Here is a 13,669-nt window from a genome sequence, read left to right as displayed (position 1 = left end):
GGACTGACATCATGATCGGACACATCATCGCGTGGTCGCTACGCAATAAACTTTTCGTCGTCATCGCAGGCGTGCTGCTGCTGGCCTGGGGCGGATGGCAGGCCGCTCAAACGCCGGTGGACGTCTTCCCCGACCTCACCGCGCCGAGCGTGACGGTGGTCACCGAGGCCCACGGCATGGCGCCGACCGACGTGGAAGCCCTCGTCACCTTCCCCATCGAGACGGCACTGAACGGCGCGCCAGACGTGCGCCGGGTGCGCTCATCCACCAAGATCGGCTTGTCGGTGGTGACGGTGGAATTCGAGTGGGGCACCGACCTGTATCTCGCCCGCCAGGTGGTGGCCGAACGCCTGCAGCTCGCCCGTGCGTCGCTGCCGGCGGACATCCCGGCGCCCGCCATGGCGCCGGCGGCGTCGATCATGGGCGAGATCCTGTTCATCGCCCTGGCGTCCGACCGCCATAGCGGCATGGAACTCAGGAACACCGCCGAGCAGGTCATCAAGCGCCGCGTGCTGGCGGTGCCCGGCGTGGCCGAGGTGCTGCCCATCGGCGGCGACACCCAGCAGTTCCAGGTGACGCTCAATCCGGAGCGGATGGCGGCGTACGGCCTGACCGTGGACGAGGTGGCCCGCGCCCTGCGCGACGCCAATCAGAACACCTCGGCCGGCTTCATGGTCGAAGGCGGCCAGGAATATCTGATCCAGGGACTGGGGCGCATCGAAGTGCTGAACGACATCGCCGAAACTGTCGTGGCCAGGCGCAACGGCCAGGCGGTCCTGGTGCGGCACGTGGCGGAGGTGGACATCGGCACCGCGCCCACGCGCGGCACCGGTTCGCACAACGGCAAGCCGGCGGTCGTGCTGGGCATCCAGAAGCAGCCTGGCGCCAACACGCTCGACCTGACCGACCGCCTCGACGCCACGCTGGAGGAAATCCAGTCCGGGTTGCCCAAGGGCATGAAGATCGAGCGCCACATCTTCCGCCAGGCCGACTTCATCCGCGTCTCCATCAACAACCTGAACAAGGCCTTGATCGAAGGCGCGATCCTGGTGGTGATCATCGTCTTCGCCTTCCTGCTTTCGGCGCGGGCCACGGCGATCAGTCTGGTGGCGATTCCGCTGTCGCTGGTGGCGGCGATCCTGACGATGAAGGCGCTCGGCGCCACCATCAACACCATGACACTGGGCGGCATGGCCATCGCGCTGGGCGCATTGGTGGACGACGCCATCATCGTGGTCGAGAACATCGTGCGCCGCGTGCGCGAAAATGGCGCCAGGGAACCGGCGCAGCGGACCAACACGCTGCATCTGGTATACGAGGCGACGCGCGAGATCCAGGGCTCGATCGTGTTCGCCACGCTGATCATCATCCTGGTGTTCCTGCCGCTGTTCTTCCTCTCCGGCGTCGAGGGGCGGCTGATGGCGCCGCTGGGTCTGGCCTATGTGGTGTCGCTGGCCGCCTCACTGGTGGTGGCGATCACGGTGACCCCGGTGCTGGCGGCGCTGCTGCTGCCGAACTCGAAGACGGTGCGCGAAAGCATCGAGCCGCGCATCCTCCACCGCCTCAAGGCGGGCTACCGGCGCATGCTGGACGCGACCATCGTGCGCTGGAAGGCTGTCGCCGGCATCAGTGTCGCAACACTGATGGTCGCGCTGGTCGCGCTGGGCTTTTCCGGCCGCGCTTTCCTGCCTGACTTCAACGAAGGCACGCTCACGGTGGGCATGGCCACACTGCCCGGCACGGCGCTGGAGGAATCCGACCGCCTCGGCCGGATGGTGGAGAACATCCTGCTGTCGCATCCCGAGGTGGTGGCCACTGCCCGCCGCACCGGCCGCGCCGAGGGCGACCCGCATGCCATGGACGTGTCGGCCTCGGAAATGGAGGTGACGCTGAAGATGGGCGAACGCAGCAAGGAAGACTTTCTCGCCGCGCTGCGCGAGGATTTCGCCAGCGTGCCCGGCACCCAGATTGTCGTCGGCCAGCCGATCTCGCACCGTATCGACCACATGCTGTCGGGCAGCCGCTCGAACATCGCGGTGAAGATCTTCGGGCCGGACCTCGACGAACTGCGCCGGCTGACCCAGCAGGTCAAGGGCATCGCCCAGGACGTGCCGGGCGCGGTCGATGTCACCGACGAACAGCAGACCGACATCCCCTTCCTCACCATCCGCTTCCGCCGCGATGCGCTGGCGCAGCATGGGCTCAGCATTCGCGAGGTGTCGGAAGCGATCGAGACGGCCTTCTCCGGCCTGCCGGTGAACCGCGTGCAGCAGGGGCAGGCGAGCTTCGATCTGGTGCTGCGCTTCGATCCGTCGACGCGGGCAAACATCGATGCGGTGCGGGCCACCCTCATCACCACCGCCGACGGCGCGCGTCTGCCCTTGTCGGCACTGGCTGACATCCGCAACGACCGCGCGCCCTATTCCATCAGCCGCGAGAACGTGCAGCGCAAGATGGTGGTGATGGCCAACGTCGCCGGGCGCGATCTCGCCAGCGTGGTGGCCGACATTCGCACGCAGGTGGCAGCGAACGTGGAACTGCCTGCCGGCTATCACATCGAATACGGCGGACAGTTCGAGAGCGCAGAAGCGGCTTCGCGCACGCTGCTGGTGCTGGGCGTGGCGGTGACGGTGGGCATCTTCCTGCTGCTGTTCATCGCCTTCGGCACCGCGCGCGATGCACTGCTGGTCATGCTCAATCTGCCGCTGGCGATGATCGGCGGGGTGATCGGCGTATTCGCCGCCGGTGGCGTGCTGTCGGTGGCGTCGATCATCGGCTTCATCACGCTGTTCGGCATCGCCACGCGAAACGGGGTGATGATGATCTCGCACATCCACCACCTGGTGGAGCACGAAGGCGTACGCGACGCGGCCGAAGCCGTGAAGCGCGGCGCCGAGGAGCGGCTGGTGCCGATCCTGATGACCGCGCTCGCCACCGGCCTGGCGCTGGTGCCGCTGGTGCTCGCGGCTGGCCAACCGGGCAGCGAAATCCAGGCGCCGATGGCGGTGGTCATCCTGTGCGGCCTGTTGAGCTCGACGCTGTTGAACATGATCGTCGTGCCGGCGCTTTACCTGCGCTTCGGCGCAATCAACAAACTGCTGGAAAATGGCGACACACCGCACCGCCGTGCCGTCGAAGGCATCAATCCCGTTTGAGTTTCGCAAACCTGATTTACCAACTGAAAAAGGAATCACCCATGAAGTCGTCCATCCTCACCCTGTTCGCAGCAGCGTCGCTTGCTGCGACCCTCAATGTGGCCCCCGCCTTCGCCGGTGCCGGCCATGACCATGGGCCGAAGTACGGCGGCGTGGTGCGCGAGGTCAAGAACATCGCCTACGAACTGGTGGCCAAGCCGGATTCGCTGATCCTGTATGTCAGCGACCACGACAAGCCGGTCCCGACCCAGGGCGCGACGGCGGAAGCCGTGATCTACGCCGGCAACGAGAAGACCGCGGTCAAGCTGGAACCGGCCGGCGACAACCGCCTGGTCGCCAAGGGCACATTCAAGGTCGGCGTCGGCGTGCGCGTGGTGCTCACCACCACCCTGCCCGGCAAGCCGCCGGCCAAGGCCACATTCAACCTGAAGTAAGCCCGCGGCGTCGAGGCCCTTAGCCGTGAGCACTCCACGCTCGGCCATCTGGCCGGCGCTGGCCGCCGCCGCGCTGTTCGGCGCCAGCACGCCGCTGGTCAAGCTGCTGGTCGGCGAGCTGTCGCCGCTGCTGCTCGCTGGCCTGCTGTATCTGGGCAGCGGCCTCGGGCTGGCCGCAATCCGCCTGGTGCGGGATCGCGGCTGGAAGCCGAGCGGGCTCGCGCCCGGCGAATGGCGCTGGCTGGCCGGCGCCATCATCTTTGGCGGCTTGCTGGGGCCGGTGCTGCTGGTGTTCGGTCTCACCCGCACCGATGCCGGTCCGGCTTCGCTGCTGCTCAATCTCGAATCCGTCTTCACGGCGGTGCTGGCCTGGGTGGTGTTCAGGGAAAACGTCGATCGCCGCATCGTGCTGGGCATGCTGCTGATCGTTGCCGGTGGGGTGGCGCTCGCGTGGCCCACCGCGACCAGTCCGCCACAGGATTGGATCGGCCTCTTGGCCATCGCCGCCGCCTGTCTGTGCTGGGCAATCGACAACAACCTGACGCGCCACGTGTCCGGCTCGGACGCGCTGTTCATCGCCGGGGCCAAAGGCTGGACGGCCGGCGCCGTCAACACCAGCCTCGCCTTGTTACTGGGCGCATCCCTGCCCGCCTGGCCCGCCGCGGGCGCAGCCATGGCGGTCGGCCTCGCCGGCTACGGCCTGAGCCTGGTGCTCTTCGTGCTGGCGCTGCGCGGTCTCGGCACCGCCCGCACCGGCGCCTATTTCTCCACCGCACCCTTCATCGGTGCCGCCATCGCCATTCTGCTGCTGGGCGAAGCGACGCCTGCGCCGTTCTGGGTCGCCGCCTGCCTGATGGGGATAGGGGTTTGGCTGCATCTGACCGAGCGTCACGAGCATGCGCACACGCATGAACCGCTGGAGCACACCCATCCCCACGTTCACGACGCGCATCACCAGCACGCGCACGATTTCGACTGGGATGGCAGCGAGCCGCACAGCCATCCGCACAGGCATGCGGTCCTGACCCATAAACATCCCCACTTTCCGGACCTCCATCACCGCCATGGGCATTGAACCCCGGCCTGCGCAGTCCTTTAATGTCTGAGTGGGCTCAAGGATCTGTCCGGGAGCTGCCAGTGACTATGCATCACTTGTGGGGATGCTGGCAGTCACTGATCAGGAGCCAACCAAGGTATCAGCAAGTGCGTGATTGACTTCGCGGTGGCGTATCTCATCTGCACGGACCGCGACGATGACATCGGCCAGCCGTGCGTCGGGCGCGAGTTTCCAGTAATCAATCGCAATCCGGGGCGCCGGAACATTGGCGTGGAAGCCGTTGTTCACCCTCTCCAGATACTCGGTGTAGCTGTGGACCGCTTCTTCCTCCAGATAGCCCACGAAACGGTGCGCGATCGTGGGCGAAATCAGGTAAAGCAAAAAATAAAGGTTGAAGAAGACCCCCTGTGCGATCCGGATCAGCAGGTGCTCAAGCGTGGTGGGCTCGGCAATGTGGATGAATGTCATCAAGTGCATGCGTTCATTCTCCGCTTCGTCCAGGAGTAAGCGAATCCTGCCGTAATCGGCTTCGATTCGACGCAGAGACTGCAAATGTTGCAGCGCACCGCCAACCATGCCCGGCACGGCAGCAACCGTTTCCAGCACAACCGCGCGATGGCCATACCGACGGGCAAAAAAAGTGTCGGCGAAGAACCGCAGCAATACAACGAGAGCATAGGCAATCCGGTCAGATAAATTCCGCGGTTCGTGGTGTCGATCAAGCTGAGGGGTAACCGGCATTTTCTTATCCTCGCTCTATCCTCTATTCGGTACATTGATCCCTCTGCCATTGCACGAGCTGCTCAGTGCAATGACGAATGGGGCCACGGGTGCCGGACTAGAGGCAGACGCGTATCAGCGCGGCCCCGCGCTCACGCGCCAGACCACATTGCCCACATCGTCTGCGACCAGCAGCGCGCCCTGCATGTCGAGCGCCACGCCGACCGGGCGGCCGTAGGCATTGCCGTCCTCACTGAGAAAGCCGGCCAGCACATCGGTGGGCGGACCCGCAGGTTTGCCATTTTCAAAAGGCACGAAAATCACCTTGTAGCCGCTATGCGGCCGGCGGTTCCACGAGCCGTGCTGGCCGATGAACATGCCATTGGCGAAGACGGCCGGCAGCGTGGTGCCGGTGGAAGACGCCAGGCCCAACGGGGCGACGTGCGACCCTAGGGCGTAGTCCGGTGCAATCGCCTGGGCCACCCATTCTGGCCGCTGCGGCTTCACCCGTGTGTCGACATGCTGGCCGTAATAGCTGTAGGGCCAGCCATAGAAGGCGCCGTCGCGCACCGAGGTCAGGTAGTCGGGTACCAGGTCGCTGCCGAGCTCATCGCGCTCGTTCACCACGGTCCACAATGCGCCGCTTGCAGGTTCCCAGGCCAGCCCATTCGGGTTGCGCAGGCCGGAGGCAAAGATGCGATGCGTAGCGCGCTGAATATCCACCTCCCAAATGGCTGCGCGTTCCGCCTCCACCGCCATGCCGCGTTCGGCCACGTTGCTGTTCGAGCCTACCGTCACATAGAGCTTGCTTCCGTCCGGGCTGGCAATGAGATTCTTGGTCCAGTGGTGATTGATCGGACCCGCCGGCAGATCGACCACCTTGATCCCAGGCGCGGTGATGCGAGTGTCACCCGCAACGTAAGGAAAGCGCAGTACGGCGTCGGAGTTGGCCACGTAGAGGTTGTTGCCGACCAGGGCCATGCCAAACGGTGAGTTCAATCCTGCCAGCAAGACCGAACGCAGGTCCGCTACTCCATCCCCATCGGTGTCGCGCAACAGCGTGATGCGGTTTGCACTCGGCACGCCTGCACCCGCCCGCTTCATGACCAGGCCCATCACCCACCCCTTGATACCCTTCGCGCCGTCGGGCTTGGGTGGTGCATTAGTCTCCGCCACCAGCACGTCACCGTTGGGCAGCACAAGCAACCAGCGCGGATGATCCAGACCGCCCGCAAACGCCACGACTTGCGTACCCGGTGCCGCCAGCGGGGTTGTACCGGCCGGCCAGCCCTGGGCGGGCGCGATGTGAACAGTCGGAATCAGCCTCTGCTGGGGTGGCGGCAACGTAGGCTGTGGCCCGGTGCCGGCCGAGATCGGCACCGTGGCCACTTCACTGCAGGCAGTGAGTGCCAGGACCATCACGCCAAATATCCATGGCGACAAGCGCAGTCGTACTGGATTGAGGGTGATGAGAAAACGGGCCTTCATGACAGCCACAACACCCACACCAGAGTGTTGACGATCAGAATCAATTCCCATGCCTGCCACGCTCATGGTCTTTCCCTCGAATCCGGGTCAATAGCCGAGTCGGTGTGGCGGCAGCTTCCGCGTCCGCGCCAGTCATGCAATGGCTGCCGCTGGCGCAATTTCTCAACAGCATGAACCGCAGCCTGGGCCAACACGGCAGCTCTCCTTTGTCGCCATGACGTTAAGCGCCTTTGAAGAGCGATGAATTAACTGATTAGAAGAACAAGAAAAAAATAAGCAATATCACGCCAGGTACGCCTAATAGCCAGGCAATCAGGTATTTACCCATGAGATTCTCCAGGTTAATAAAATGAAATCAGTCGCTTAAGCAGTAGAGCTCAAGCGACTGGTTATAGGGCTTTAACGCTGCGCGCTGCGGGGCATGCGCTCGTCGTCGCTCACACTGGCTTCACCGGTGCTGGTGATGTCTGCCGCCCCAGCGTCTTTCATGATGGCTTCGACCCGGTCGACAACATCACCATCCTCGGCATGCACCGAGATGAGGATATTGCCTTCCTTGATTTTGGCTTCGTATTGCTTGGCTTCAATTTCAGGAATACCCATGCCGATCAGGGCGCCGGCGATGCCACCGATGGCTGCGCCAACGGCCGCGCCACTGAGTGCTGCCATGATCGGGCCGGCCGCAATGAACGGACCCACGCCCGGAATGGCCAGCGCGCCAATGCCGGCCAGCAGGCCCAGCGCACCACCGGTTACACCTCCTGCGCTAACACCGATGGCGGTGCCTTCCGGCGCCTTGGTGTTGTGCTCGTGCGCAAAATCACGGCTGCCGGATTTGTCCGGAAACAGCACGGACACGTCGCTGGTGGGAATACCGGTTTCATTCAAACGTTGAACGATGGTTTCAGCTTGAGCCTCGGTATTGGCGAGACAGATAACGGTTTTAGACATGATGGTTTCCTTTTAAAAAATTATTTCACTTGCAGTTGGTTGTCGACGCTCTTGACGCCCGGCATGGCTTTAACCAGAACGCTGATTTGTTCCAGTTCCGCAGCCGTCTTGACCGGACCGCGTAAGGTCACCGTGCCATTGCGGGTAATGACCTTGATGTTTTTTGCATCCATGGAAAAATCGCCTTTCATCAGGGCCTGGCGAATCTCCTGGGTGATCTTCAAATCAGCCGGGTTATTCATCTGATCCATCGGGGTCAAGGTTTTGTCATCCCGGTCACGTTTGTTGATGCCGGTATTGCTGGCGTCTCCGTCATGCACCACGGGCTTTTCGCCTGCTGCGGGCTCGTTTGCTGCAATTGCCATATAGGGCGTCAAGATCAGGCTGGCAGCGAGAATCATGTGTTTTTTCATGCGATTAACCTCATTAAAAGGGTTGAAAAAATCATCCTGGGTTCAGGGTGGTTCGTGTTCGGCACCGGCAGGTAGCCTGCCGAGCACGGGTTTAAACATTGAGTTCAGGCCAGATACGCTTTGGCTTCTTCACCCGGATTGGGCAGGCCCGCGATGCGCCATGCCTGGCGCGGGGAACGGAACAGCTGATGCAGGCAATCCGCGTCCAGACCGTTGAGGTGACAGATATGGCTCAGAGCCGTGACCGCGCCGAATTTCTGGAACTCATCGCGCAAGGTCAGTAACAACTCCGTCTGTAACGCATCCATTTCTCCCATGTCCTCGGAATGTGCGATGCGCTGCGCCAGCGCGATATCCCATTGCTCTGGGTTGATAAAGAAACCATCCAGATCAAAAAGAAAATTCAGTTCCTCCACGGCAGTCGGGTTTAGGTTCGTGTTCATGTGCTTGTCCTGTTAGGCAGGGGGCTGATGTCAGCTCGACCCCATCAATCTATGGCCGGTTACGCGGCAATATGTCCAATCGCCAACGACAGATGAATGATGCCCATGACGGGTGTGATTGGCAGCGGGGGGTCGTCCGACTTCCGTGTAAGACATGTCTGAAAATGCCGAAACCCGGTTTTGTTCTGGCCGCAAAAGCTTAGGATGAAGGGGCTGACAGAAGTCTGTGTGAAATGGCTTTGCCCATTGCCGCTCGATCCATGAGCGCCGTGCAAAAAGTCGTAGCAATGTACGGCGACGTACAGACGTGCCACGCCCAGATTTTTAGCATTCGAAATATGCGGTCTGCCCTTTCGCGCTTCCTGTAGCGACGAATGGCGAATCCGGCGACGCGTGCGCAGGCCACCAGCGCAGCGCTGATCGCGACAATTAACCGTTCTGGAGGGCAACATGTTTTTTCAGCGTTTGAAGACCCCCGGCTTGGGACAGAACTCATACATCATCGAGTGCGGAGACGGGCTCGCCGTCGTGATCGACCCGCGCCGCGATGTGGACGACTACCTGCGTCTGGCCCGGGAAAACGACCTCTCCATCGTCTACGTGCTGGAGACGCATCGGCAGGAGGATTTTGAGTTCGGTTCGCGTACGCTGGCGCAGATGACCGGTGCCAAGATTGTTAGCGGCAGCGGCGCGCAGTTCGGCGAGACGGATGTGAAACTCGAAGACGATGAAGAACTCAAGGTGGGCACCACCCGGTTCGTCGCGCTCGAGACGCCGGGCCACACGCCTGAGAGCATGTCCTACGCGGTGTACGTCAAGGACGCCGGTGACAAATGCTGGGGCGTGTTCACCGGCGATACGCTGTTTGTCGGCGAGACAGGGCGCACCGACCTGTCCGATCCCGAGAAAGCTGGCGAGAACGCCGGCATCCTGTACGACTCCATCCACGCCAAGATCGCGCCGCTTGGCGACCACACGCTGCTCTTTCCGGCGCACGGCGCCGGCTCTGCGTGCGGCGGCAACATCTCGGAGCGCGACGATTCCACGCTGGGGATCGAAAAAGGGACGAATCCGGTTTTCAAGAAAAACCGCCGCGATTTCGTGGCCCACAAGCTGGCGGTGAAAATGGCGCGGCCGCCCTATTTCCTGCACATGGAAGAAGTGAATCTGCTCCCCGGAAGACCGCTCAAGTGGCCGTCCACCGTTCAGGTCCTGCAGCCCAGGGAATTCCAGCATCGGATGAAAGAGGGCCTGGTGATCGACACCCGCTCGCCGGAAGCCTTTGCCGCGGCCCACATTCCCGGCGCCTACAACATCTGGCTCGGTGGCGTGCCGGCATTCGGCGGCTGGGTCGCCAACGAGAACACCCGGATCTTTCTGGTCGCGGACGGGCCCGAAGCGATGGAACTCGCGGTGATGTCGCTCGCGCGCATCGGCATCGACACGGTGGAAGGCATCCTCGCCAACGGCATGGAAAGCTGGCGCGACGAGGGGCTGCCGATGGAATCCATCACGACGACAACCGCCCCCGAAACGGCAAACTGGATGCAGCAGGGTCGCGTCCACCTCCTCGACGTGCGGGACGAATACGAATGGGACGAGAAACACATCCCGGGCGCCGTGCACCGCTATGTCGGGCATCTGGAGGACAAGCTCCCGCTGCTGCCCAAGGACAGTGACATCGTCGTGCATTGCAACGTGGGGCACCGCTCGGGCGTGGCTGCGAGCATCCTCAAGCGCAACGGCTTTACGCGCATCCACAACATGCTCGGCGGGATCACCGCGTGGGAAAAGCTTGGGCTCCCGCTCGAAAAACCCGACGAATCCAAGAAGGCAGACTGATCATGGAAAACGAATCGGGTGCATGGTCGCCCTACCTCGTCGGCACGCTGATCGGCCTGCTCTCGATGGCGACCTTCTATTTTTCCAACAAGCCGCTGAGCGTGTCGACCGCCTACGCCCGGCTCGCAGGCATGATCGGAAACCTGTTCGCACGCGGCCATACCGAGAACCTGAAGTTTTACCAGGACACCAAGCCGAAGATCGAATGGGGGGTGATGCTGGTGTTCGGCATGCTCCTCGGCGCCTTCATCGCCGCGGTCAGCGGCGGCGAGATCACGCCCACCTGGGTGCCCGTGCTGTGGGAGCAGCGTTTCGGTCCTGATATTGCGCTGCGCCTGGGAATGGCGTTTGTGGGCGGTGCGATCCTGGCCTACGGTGCCCGACTCGCGGGCGGCTGCACCAGCGGCCACGGCATCAGCGGCGCACTTCAGCTGTCGGTGAGTTCATGGATCGCGCTCGCGTGCTTCTTCGTCGCCGCCGTCGCAACCGCCCATCTGCTATATCGCCTGTGAGCCACGCGATGAGCACCCCCGCGAATCCCCTGCCCGAGACTGCCCCGCCGGTGCTCGTCATCCCGGCGCAGACGGACGAACCCAATGGGGCGTACGAGCCCGGCAAACCGGATTCGGCGCGCCAACTCGTGCTCGGTCTTGTGTTCGGCGTCGTGTTCGGCTTCCTGCTGCAGAAAGGCGGTGTGGCCCATTACGAGGTGCTGATGGGCCAGTTCTTCCTGACGGATTTCACTGTCATCAAAGTCATGCTCACGGCGGTCACCGTCGGCATGCTCGGCATTTTTTCGCTGCGCGCGCTGGGCCTGGTCGAGTTGCATGTGAAGCCGACCCGCTACGCCGCCAACATTGCAGGCGGCCTGCTCTTCGGTGTCGGGCTCGGCCTGCTCGGCTACTGCCCGGGGACCGGCGTTGCCGCGCTGGGTCAGGGCAACTACGACGCGATCGCCGGCATATTCGGCCTGATGGCGGGCAGTTATCTCTATGCCGAAACATCGGGCTACCTTGGTTCGACGATCCAGAAAATCGGCAATCGCGGCCTCATCATGCTGCCGGATGTGCTGGGGATGCGCCTCGCTGTCTTCCTCGCGGTGTTCGTCCCGCTGCTCGTGCTGGGCCTGTTCGTCATGGCGCTGCTGGCGCCCTGACGCGTCCGCTACACGTTCGGCGCCTGTGCGAAGGGTGCTCCGATCGCGCAAGCCAGAACCCACTGCTCCAATGGGCTGCAAACATTAAGTCAGGCCGCTCACCGGGTTAAAGCGTCACCCCGACATTGACGCCCGCGCTCACCCGGGGCAGGCTTGGGTTTCAGCTGTTTTCTGATGACGCCCATGCCGCTCCGTTTGCCCTGCCTGCGCTGGTTCGCGCTTTGCCTCTTCTCTTCTTCGGTGCTGGCCGTCTCGCCCGATGGCGTGGTGTCGGTGTCGCATCCAGCCGCGGCCGCGGCCGGCGCGCGCATGCTGGCGGCGGGCGGCAACGCGATCGATGCCGCGGCGGCGGTGCAGTTCGCGCTGAACGTGGTCGAGCCACAATCATCGGGCATTGGCGGCGGCGGTTTCATGATGGTGTATCTCGCCAAGACCGGCGAAACCTTTGTTGTGGATTCGCGCGAGCGCGCGCCGGCAAAGGCCAGTGCCGACATGTTTGCACCGGACGGGCTGGCGATGCCGTTTCCGCTGGCGTCGACCAGTGGTCTGGCGGTCGGCGTGCCGGGCACGCTGCGCGGCGTCGACACGGCGCTGCGCCGCTGGGGCACCAAAAAACTGGCCGACACGCTGGTGCCCGCGATCGAACTGGCCGAGCGCGGTTTTCGGGTCAACCGCTTTCTGGCCCAGGACATCGTCAACGATTCCGGCCGCACGCAGCTTTATCCCGAAACCGCAGCGATCTTTCGCCCCAACGGTGTGCCGCTCGCAGAAGGCGACTGGCTGGTGCAACGCGACCTTGCCAACACCCTGAAGCGCATTGCGGCCGAAGGACCGGACGCGTTCTATCGCGGCGCCATCGCGCGCGCGATCATCAAGGCCCAGCAGCGCACGCGCGACGAACTCGGCACAGCCGGGCAAGGCCGCATGGGGCTGGCCGATCTGGCGCAATACCGGGTGGCGATCCGCAAACCGCTGATCGGCCAGTACCGCGGCTGGACGCTGGCCACCATGCCGCCGCCCTCCTCGGGCGGCCTCACGATGCTGCAGATGCTGGGCTTGCTGGAGCGCGTGCCGCTCGGCGACGCCAGCCAGGGCTATGGCTTCGGCAGCCCGAATACGCTGCACGCGATGACCGAGGCGATGCGGCTGGCGTTTGCCGACCGTGCGGTGTGGATCGGCGACGACGATGCCGTGCCGGTGCCGCGGGCGGGCCTGCTGCATCCCGGCTATCTGGCGACCCGGTCGGCGCTGATCCGGATGGATGGGCGGATGGACACGCCGCAGGCGGGCGACCCTAAGCCCTGGGACCCGACGGCCGTGCGGCCAGCGCCATCGCGCGCGCCGGCAGAAAGCCTGCAGACCACCCACTTCGCCGTCGTCGACCGCTGGGGCAATGTGGTGAGCTATACCAGCACGATTGAATTCACCTGGGGATCGGGCATTACCGTGCCGGGCCATGGCTTTCTGCTCAACAACGAGCTGACCGATTTCAACTTCGTCCCCGGCTTTGACGCCGCCGCCGGCAACCCCGGCGCCAACGATGTCTCGCCCGGCAAGCGTCCGCGTTCCAGCATGGCACCGACGATGTTGTTCAGGAACGGCAAGCCGGTTGCCGCCTGGGGGTCGCCTGGCGGCGCCACCATCATCAACTCGGTGTTCAATGTGACGCTCAACCTGATCGACCACGGCATGACGATGCAGCAGGCCATCATCGCGCCGCGCCTGTCGGTCACTCACGCGGCCGGCCGGATCAGCTGCGAAGGCGGTGAGGCATTCATGCGGCCGCGCATCAGCGTCGCCGCGCAGGATGCCTTGCGTGCCCTGGGCCATGCAGGGCTGGGCGAAGCGGGAACGGACGGCTGCATGGACACGATCGGTTCGGTGCAGGCGGTCGTCATCGATCCCGCAACCGGCCTGCATCACGGTGCTGCCGACCCGCGTCGCGAGGGCACGGTGATCCGGGTGAAGCCGTGATTTCCGACCGGGTCTGCTGTCGCCTACAGAAATGGC

Annotated in this window: 12 protein-coding genes; 7 read left to right on the top strand and 5 right to left on the bottom strand. The window is 63.6% G+C overall.

Going from position 1 to position 13,669, the window contains the following annotated elements; translation table 11 throughout:
• Positions 1-11 precede the first annotated feature (11 nt).
• From Q8R61_RS02500 to Q8R61_RS02490, 3 genes are read left to right on the top strand one after another with little or no spacing between them, the layout of a single operon-like run.
• Positions 12-3,155 (top strand): efflux RND transporter permease subunit, encoded by a 3,144-nt coding sequence (locus Q8R61_RS02500; protein WP_305533859.1) that lies wholly within the window; start codon positions 12-14, stop codon positions 3,153-3,155.
• A 41-nt stretch (positions 3,156-3,196) separates the two neighbouring features.
• Positions 3,197-3,589, top strand: coding sequence for a hypothetical protein (locus Q8R61_RS02495; RefSeq protein WP_305533857.1), 393 nt, complete (start codon positions 3,197-3,199; stop codon positions 3,587-3,589).
• Between the two features lie 25 nt (positions 3,590-3,614).
• Positions 3,615-4,664 (top strand): DMT family transporter, encoded by a 1,050-nt coding sequence (locus Q8R61_RS02490; RefSeq protein WP_305533855.1) that lies wholly within the window; start codon positions 3,615-3,617, stop codon positions 4,662-4,664.
• Positions 4,665-4,766: 102 nt separating this feature from the next.
• On the opposite strand, the gene Q8R61_RS02485 is transcribed toward Q8R61_RS02490, so the two are convergent.
• The 5 genes from Q8R61_RS02485 to Q8R61_RS02465 form a co-directional block, all read right to left on the bottom strand.
• Positions 4,767-5,387, bottom strand: coding sequence for an alternative oxidase (locus Q8R61_RS02485; RefSeq protein WP_305533854.1), 621 nt, complete (start codon positions 5,385-5,387; stop codon positions 4,767-4,769).
• 114 nt (positions 5,388-5,501) lie between these two features.
• On the bottom strand, positions 5,502-6,785 hold the full coding sequence (locus Q8R61_RS02480) for a sorbosone dehydrogenase family protein (protein WP_305533899.1): 1,284 nt from the start codon (positions 6,783-6,785) through the stop codon (positions 5,502-5,504).
• Positions 6,786-7,253: 468 nt separating this feature from the next.
• Positions 7,254-7,805 carry a hypothetical protein gene (locus Q8R61_RS02475; RefSeq protein ID WP_305533852.1) on the bottom strand — a complete coding sequence of 184 codons (552 nt, stop codon included), beginning with the start codon at positions 7,803-7,805 and terminating at the stop codon, positions 7,254-7,256.
• Between the two features lie 20 nt (positions 7,806-7,825).
• On the bottom strand, positions 7,826-8,218 hold the full coding sequence (locus Q8R61_RS02470; RefSeq protein ID WP_305533850.1) for a BON domain-containing protein: 393 nt from the start codon (positions 8,216-8,218) through the stop codon (positions 7,826-7,828).
• Positions 8,219-8,322: 104 nt separating this feature from the next.
• A complete protein-coding gene (locus tag Q8R61_RS02465) occupies positions 8,323-8,661 on the bottom strand; it encodes a TusE/DsrC/DsvC family sulfur relay protein (RefSeq protein ID WP_305533849.1) in 339 nt (112 codons plus the stop codon).
• Between the two features lie 450 nt (positions 8,662-9,111).
• Here Q8R61_RS02465 and Q8R61_RS02460 point away from each other — a divergent pair, with 450 nt between their 5' ends.
• The 4 genes from Q8R61_RS02460 (at position 9,112) to ggt (ending at position 13,633) form a co-directional block, all read left to right on the top strand.
• The gene (locus Q8R61_RS02460; protein WP_305533847.1) at positions 9,112-10,503 is read left to right on the top strand and encodes an MBL fold metallo-hydrolase; all 1,392 of its coding nucleotides are present in this window, start codon (positions 9,112-9,114) and stop codon (positions 10,501-10,503) included.
• A gap of 2 nt (positions 10,504-10,505) precedes the next feature.
• Positions 10,506-11,015 (top strand): YeeE/YedE thiosulfate transporter family protein, encoded by a 510-nt coding sequence (locus Q8R61_RS02455; protein ID WP_305533845.1) that lies wholly within the window; start codon positions 10,506-10,508, stop codon positions 11,013-11,015.
• Positions 11,016-11,023: 8 nt separating this feature from the next.
• Positions 11,024-11,659, top strand: a complete 636-nt coding sequence (locus Q8R61_RS02450) for a YeeE/YedE thiosulfate transporter family protein (protein WP_305533843.1) — start codon at positions 11,024-11,026, stop codon at positions 11,657-11,659.
• A 183-nt stretch (positions 11,660-11,842) separates the two neighbouring features.
• A complete protein-coding gene (ggt, locus tag Q8R61_RS02445; RefSeq protein WP_305533841.1) occupies positions 11,843-13,633 on the top strand; it encodes a gamma-glutamyltransferase in 1,791 nt (596 codons plus the stop codon).
• The last annotated feature ends 36 nt before the right edge of the window (positions 13,634-13,669 follow it).

This window comes from Thiobacillus sp., from assembly GCF_030696885.1.
Classification (GTDB): domain Bacteria; phylum Pseudomonadota; class Gammaproteobacteria; order Burkholderiales; family Thiobacillaceae; genus Thiobacillus.
This window is presented reverse-complemented; position numbering and strand designations above follow the sequence as displayed.

Excerpts from the sequence above, each read along its gene's own strand:
- Q8R61_RS02500 (WP_305533859.1), top strand. The coding sequence starts at position 12 with ATGATCGGACACATCATCGCGTGGTCGCTACGCAATAAACTTTTCGTC.
- Q8R61_RS02495 (WP_305533857.1), top strand. The coding sequence starts at position 3,197 with ATGAAGTCGTCCATCCTCACCCTGTTCGCAGCAGCGTCGCTTGCTGCG.
- Q8R61_RS02485 (WP_305533854.1), bottom strand. The coding sequence starts at position 5,387 with ATGCCGGTTACCCCTCAGCTTGATCGACACCACGAACCGCGGAATTTA.
- Q8R61_RS02480 (WP_305533899.1), bottom strand. The coding sequence starts at position 6,785 with ATGGTCCTGGCACTCACTGCCTGCAGTGAAGTGGCCACGGTGCCGATC.
- Q8R61_RS02475 (WP_305533852.1), bottom strand. The coding sequence starts at position 7,805 with ATGTCTAAAACCGTTATCTGTCTCGCCAATACCGAGGCTCAAGCTGAA.
- Q8R61_RS02470 (WP_305533850.1), bottom strand. The coding sequence starts at position 8,218 with ATGAAAAAACACATGATTCTCGCTGCCAGCCTGATCTTGACGCCCTAT.
- Q8R61_RS02465 (WP_305533849.1), bottom strand. The coding sequence starts at position 8,661 with ATGAACACGAACCTAAACCCGACTGCCGTGGAGGAACTGAATTTTCTT.
- Q8R61_RS02460 (WP_305533847.1), top strand. The coding sequence starts at position 9,112 with ATGTTTTTTCAGCGTTTGAAGACCCCCGGCTTGGGACAGAACTCATAC.
- Q8R61_RS02455 (WP_305533845.1), top strand. The coding sequence starts at position 10,506 with ATGGAAAACGAATCGGGTGCATGGTCGCCCTACCTCGTCGGCACGCTG.
- Q8R61_RS02450 (WP_305533843.1), top strand. The coding sequence starts at position 11,024 with ATGAGCACCCCCGCGAATCCCCTGCCCGAGACTGCCCCGCCGGTGCTC.
- ggt (WP_305533841.1), top strand. The coding sequence starts at position 11,843 with ATGCCGCTCCGTTTGCCCTGCCTGCGCTGGTTCGCGCTTTGCCTCTTC.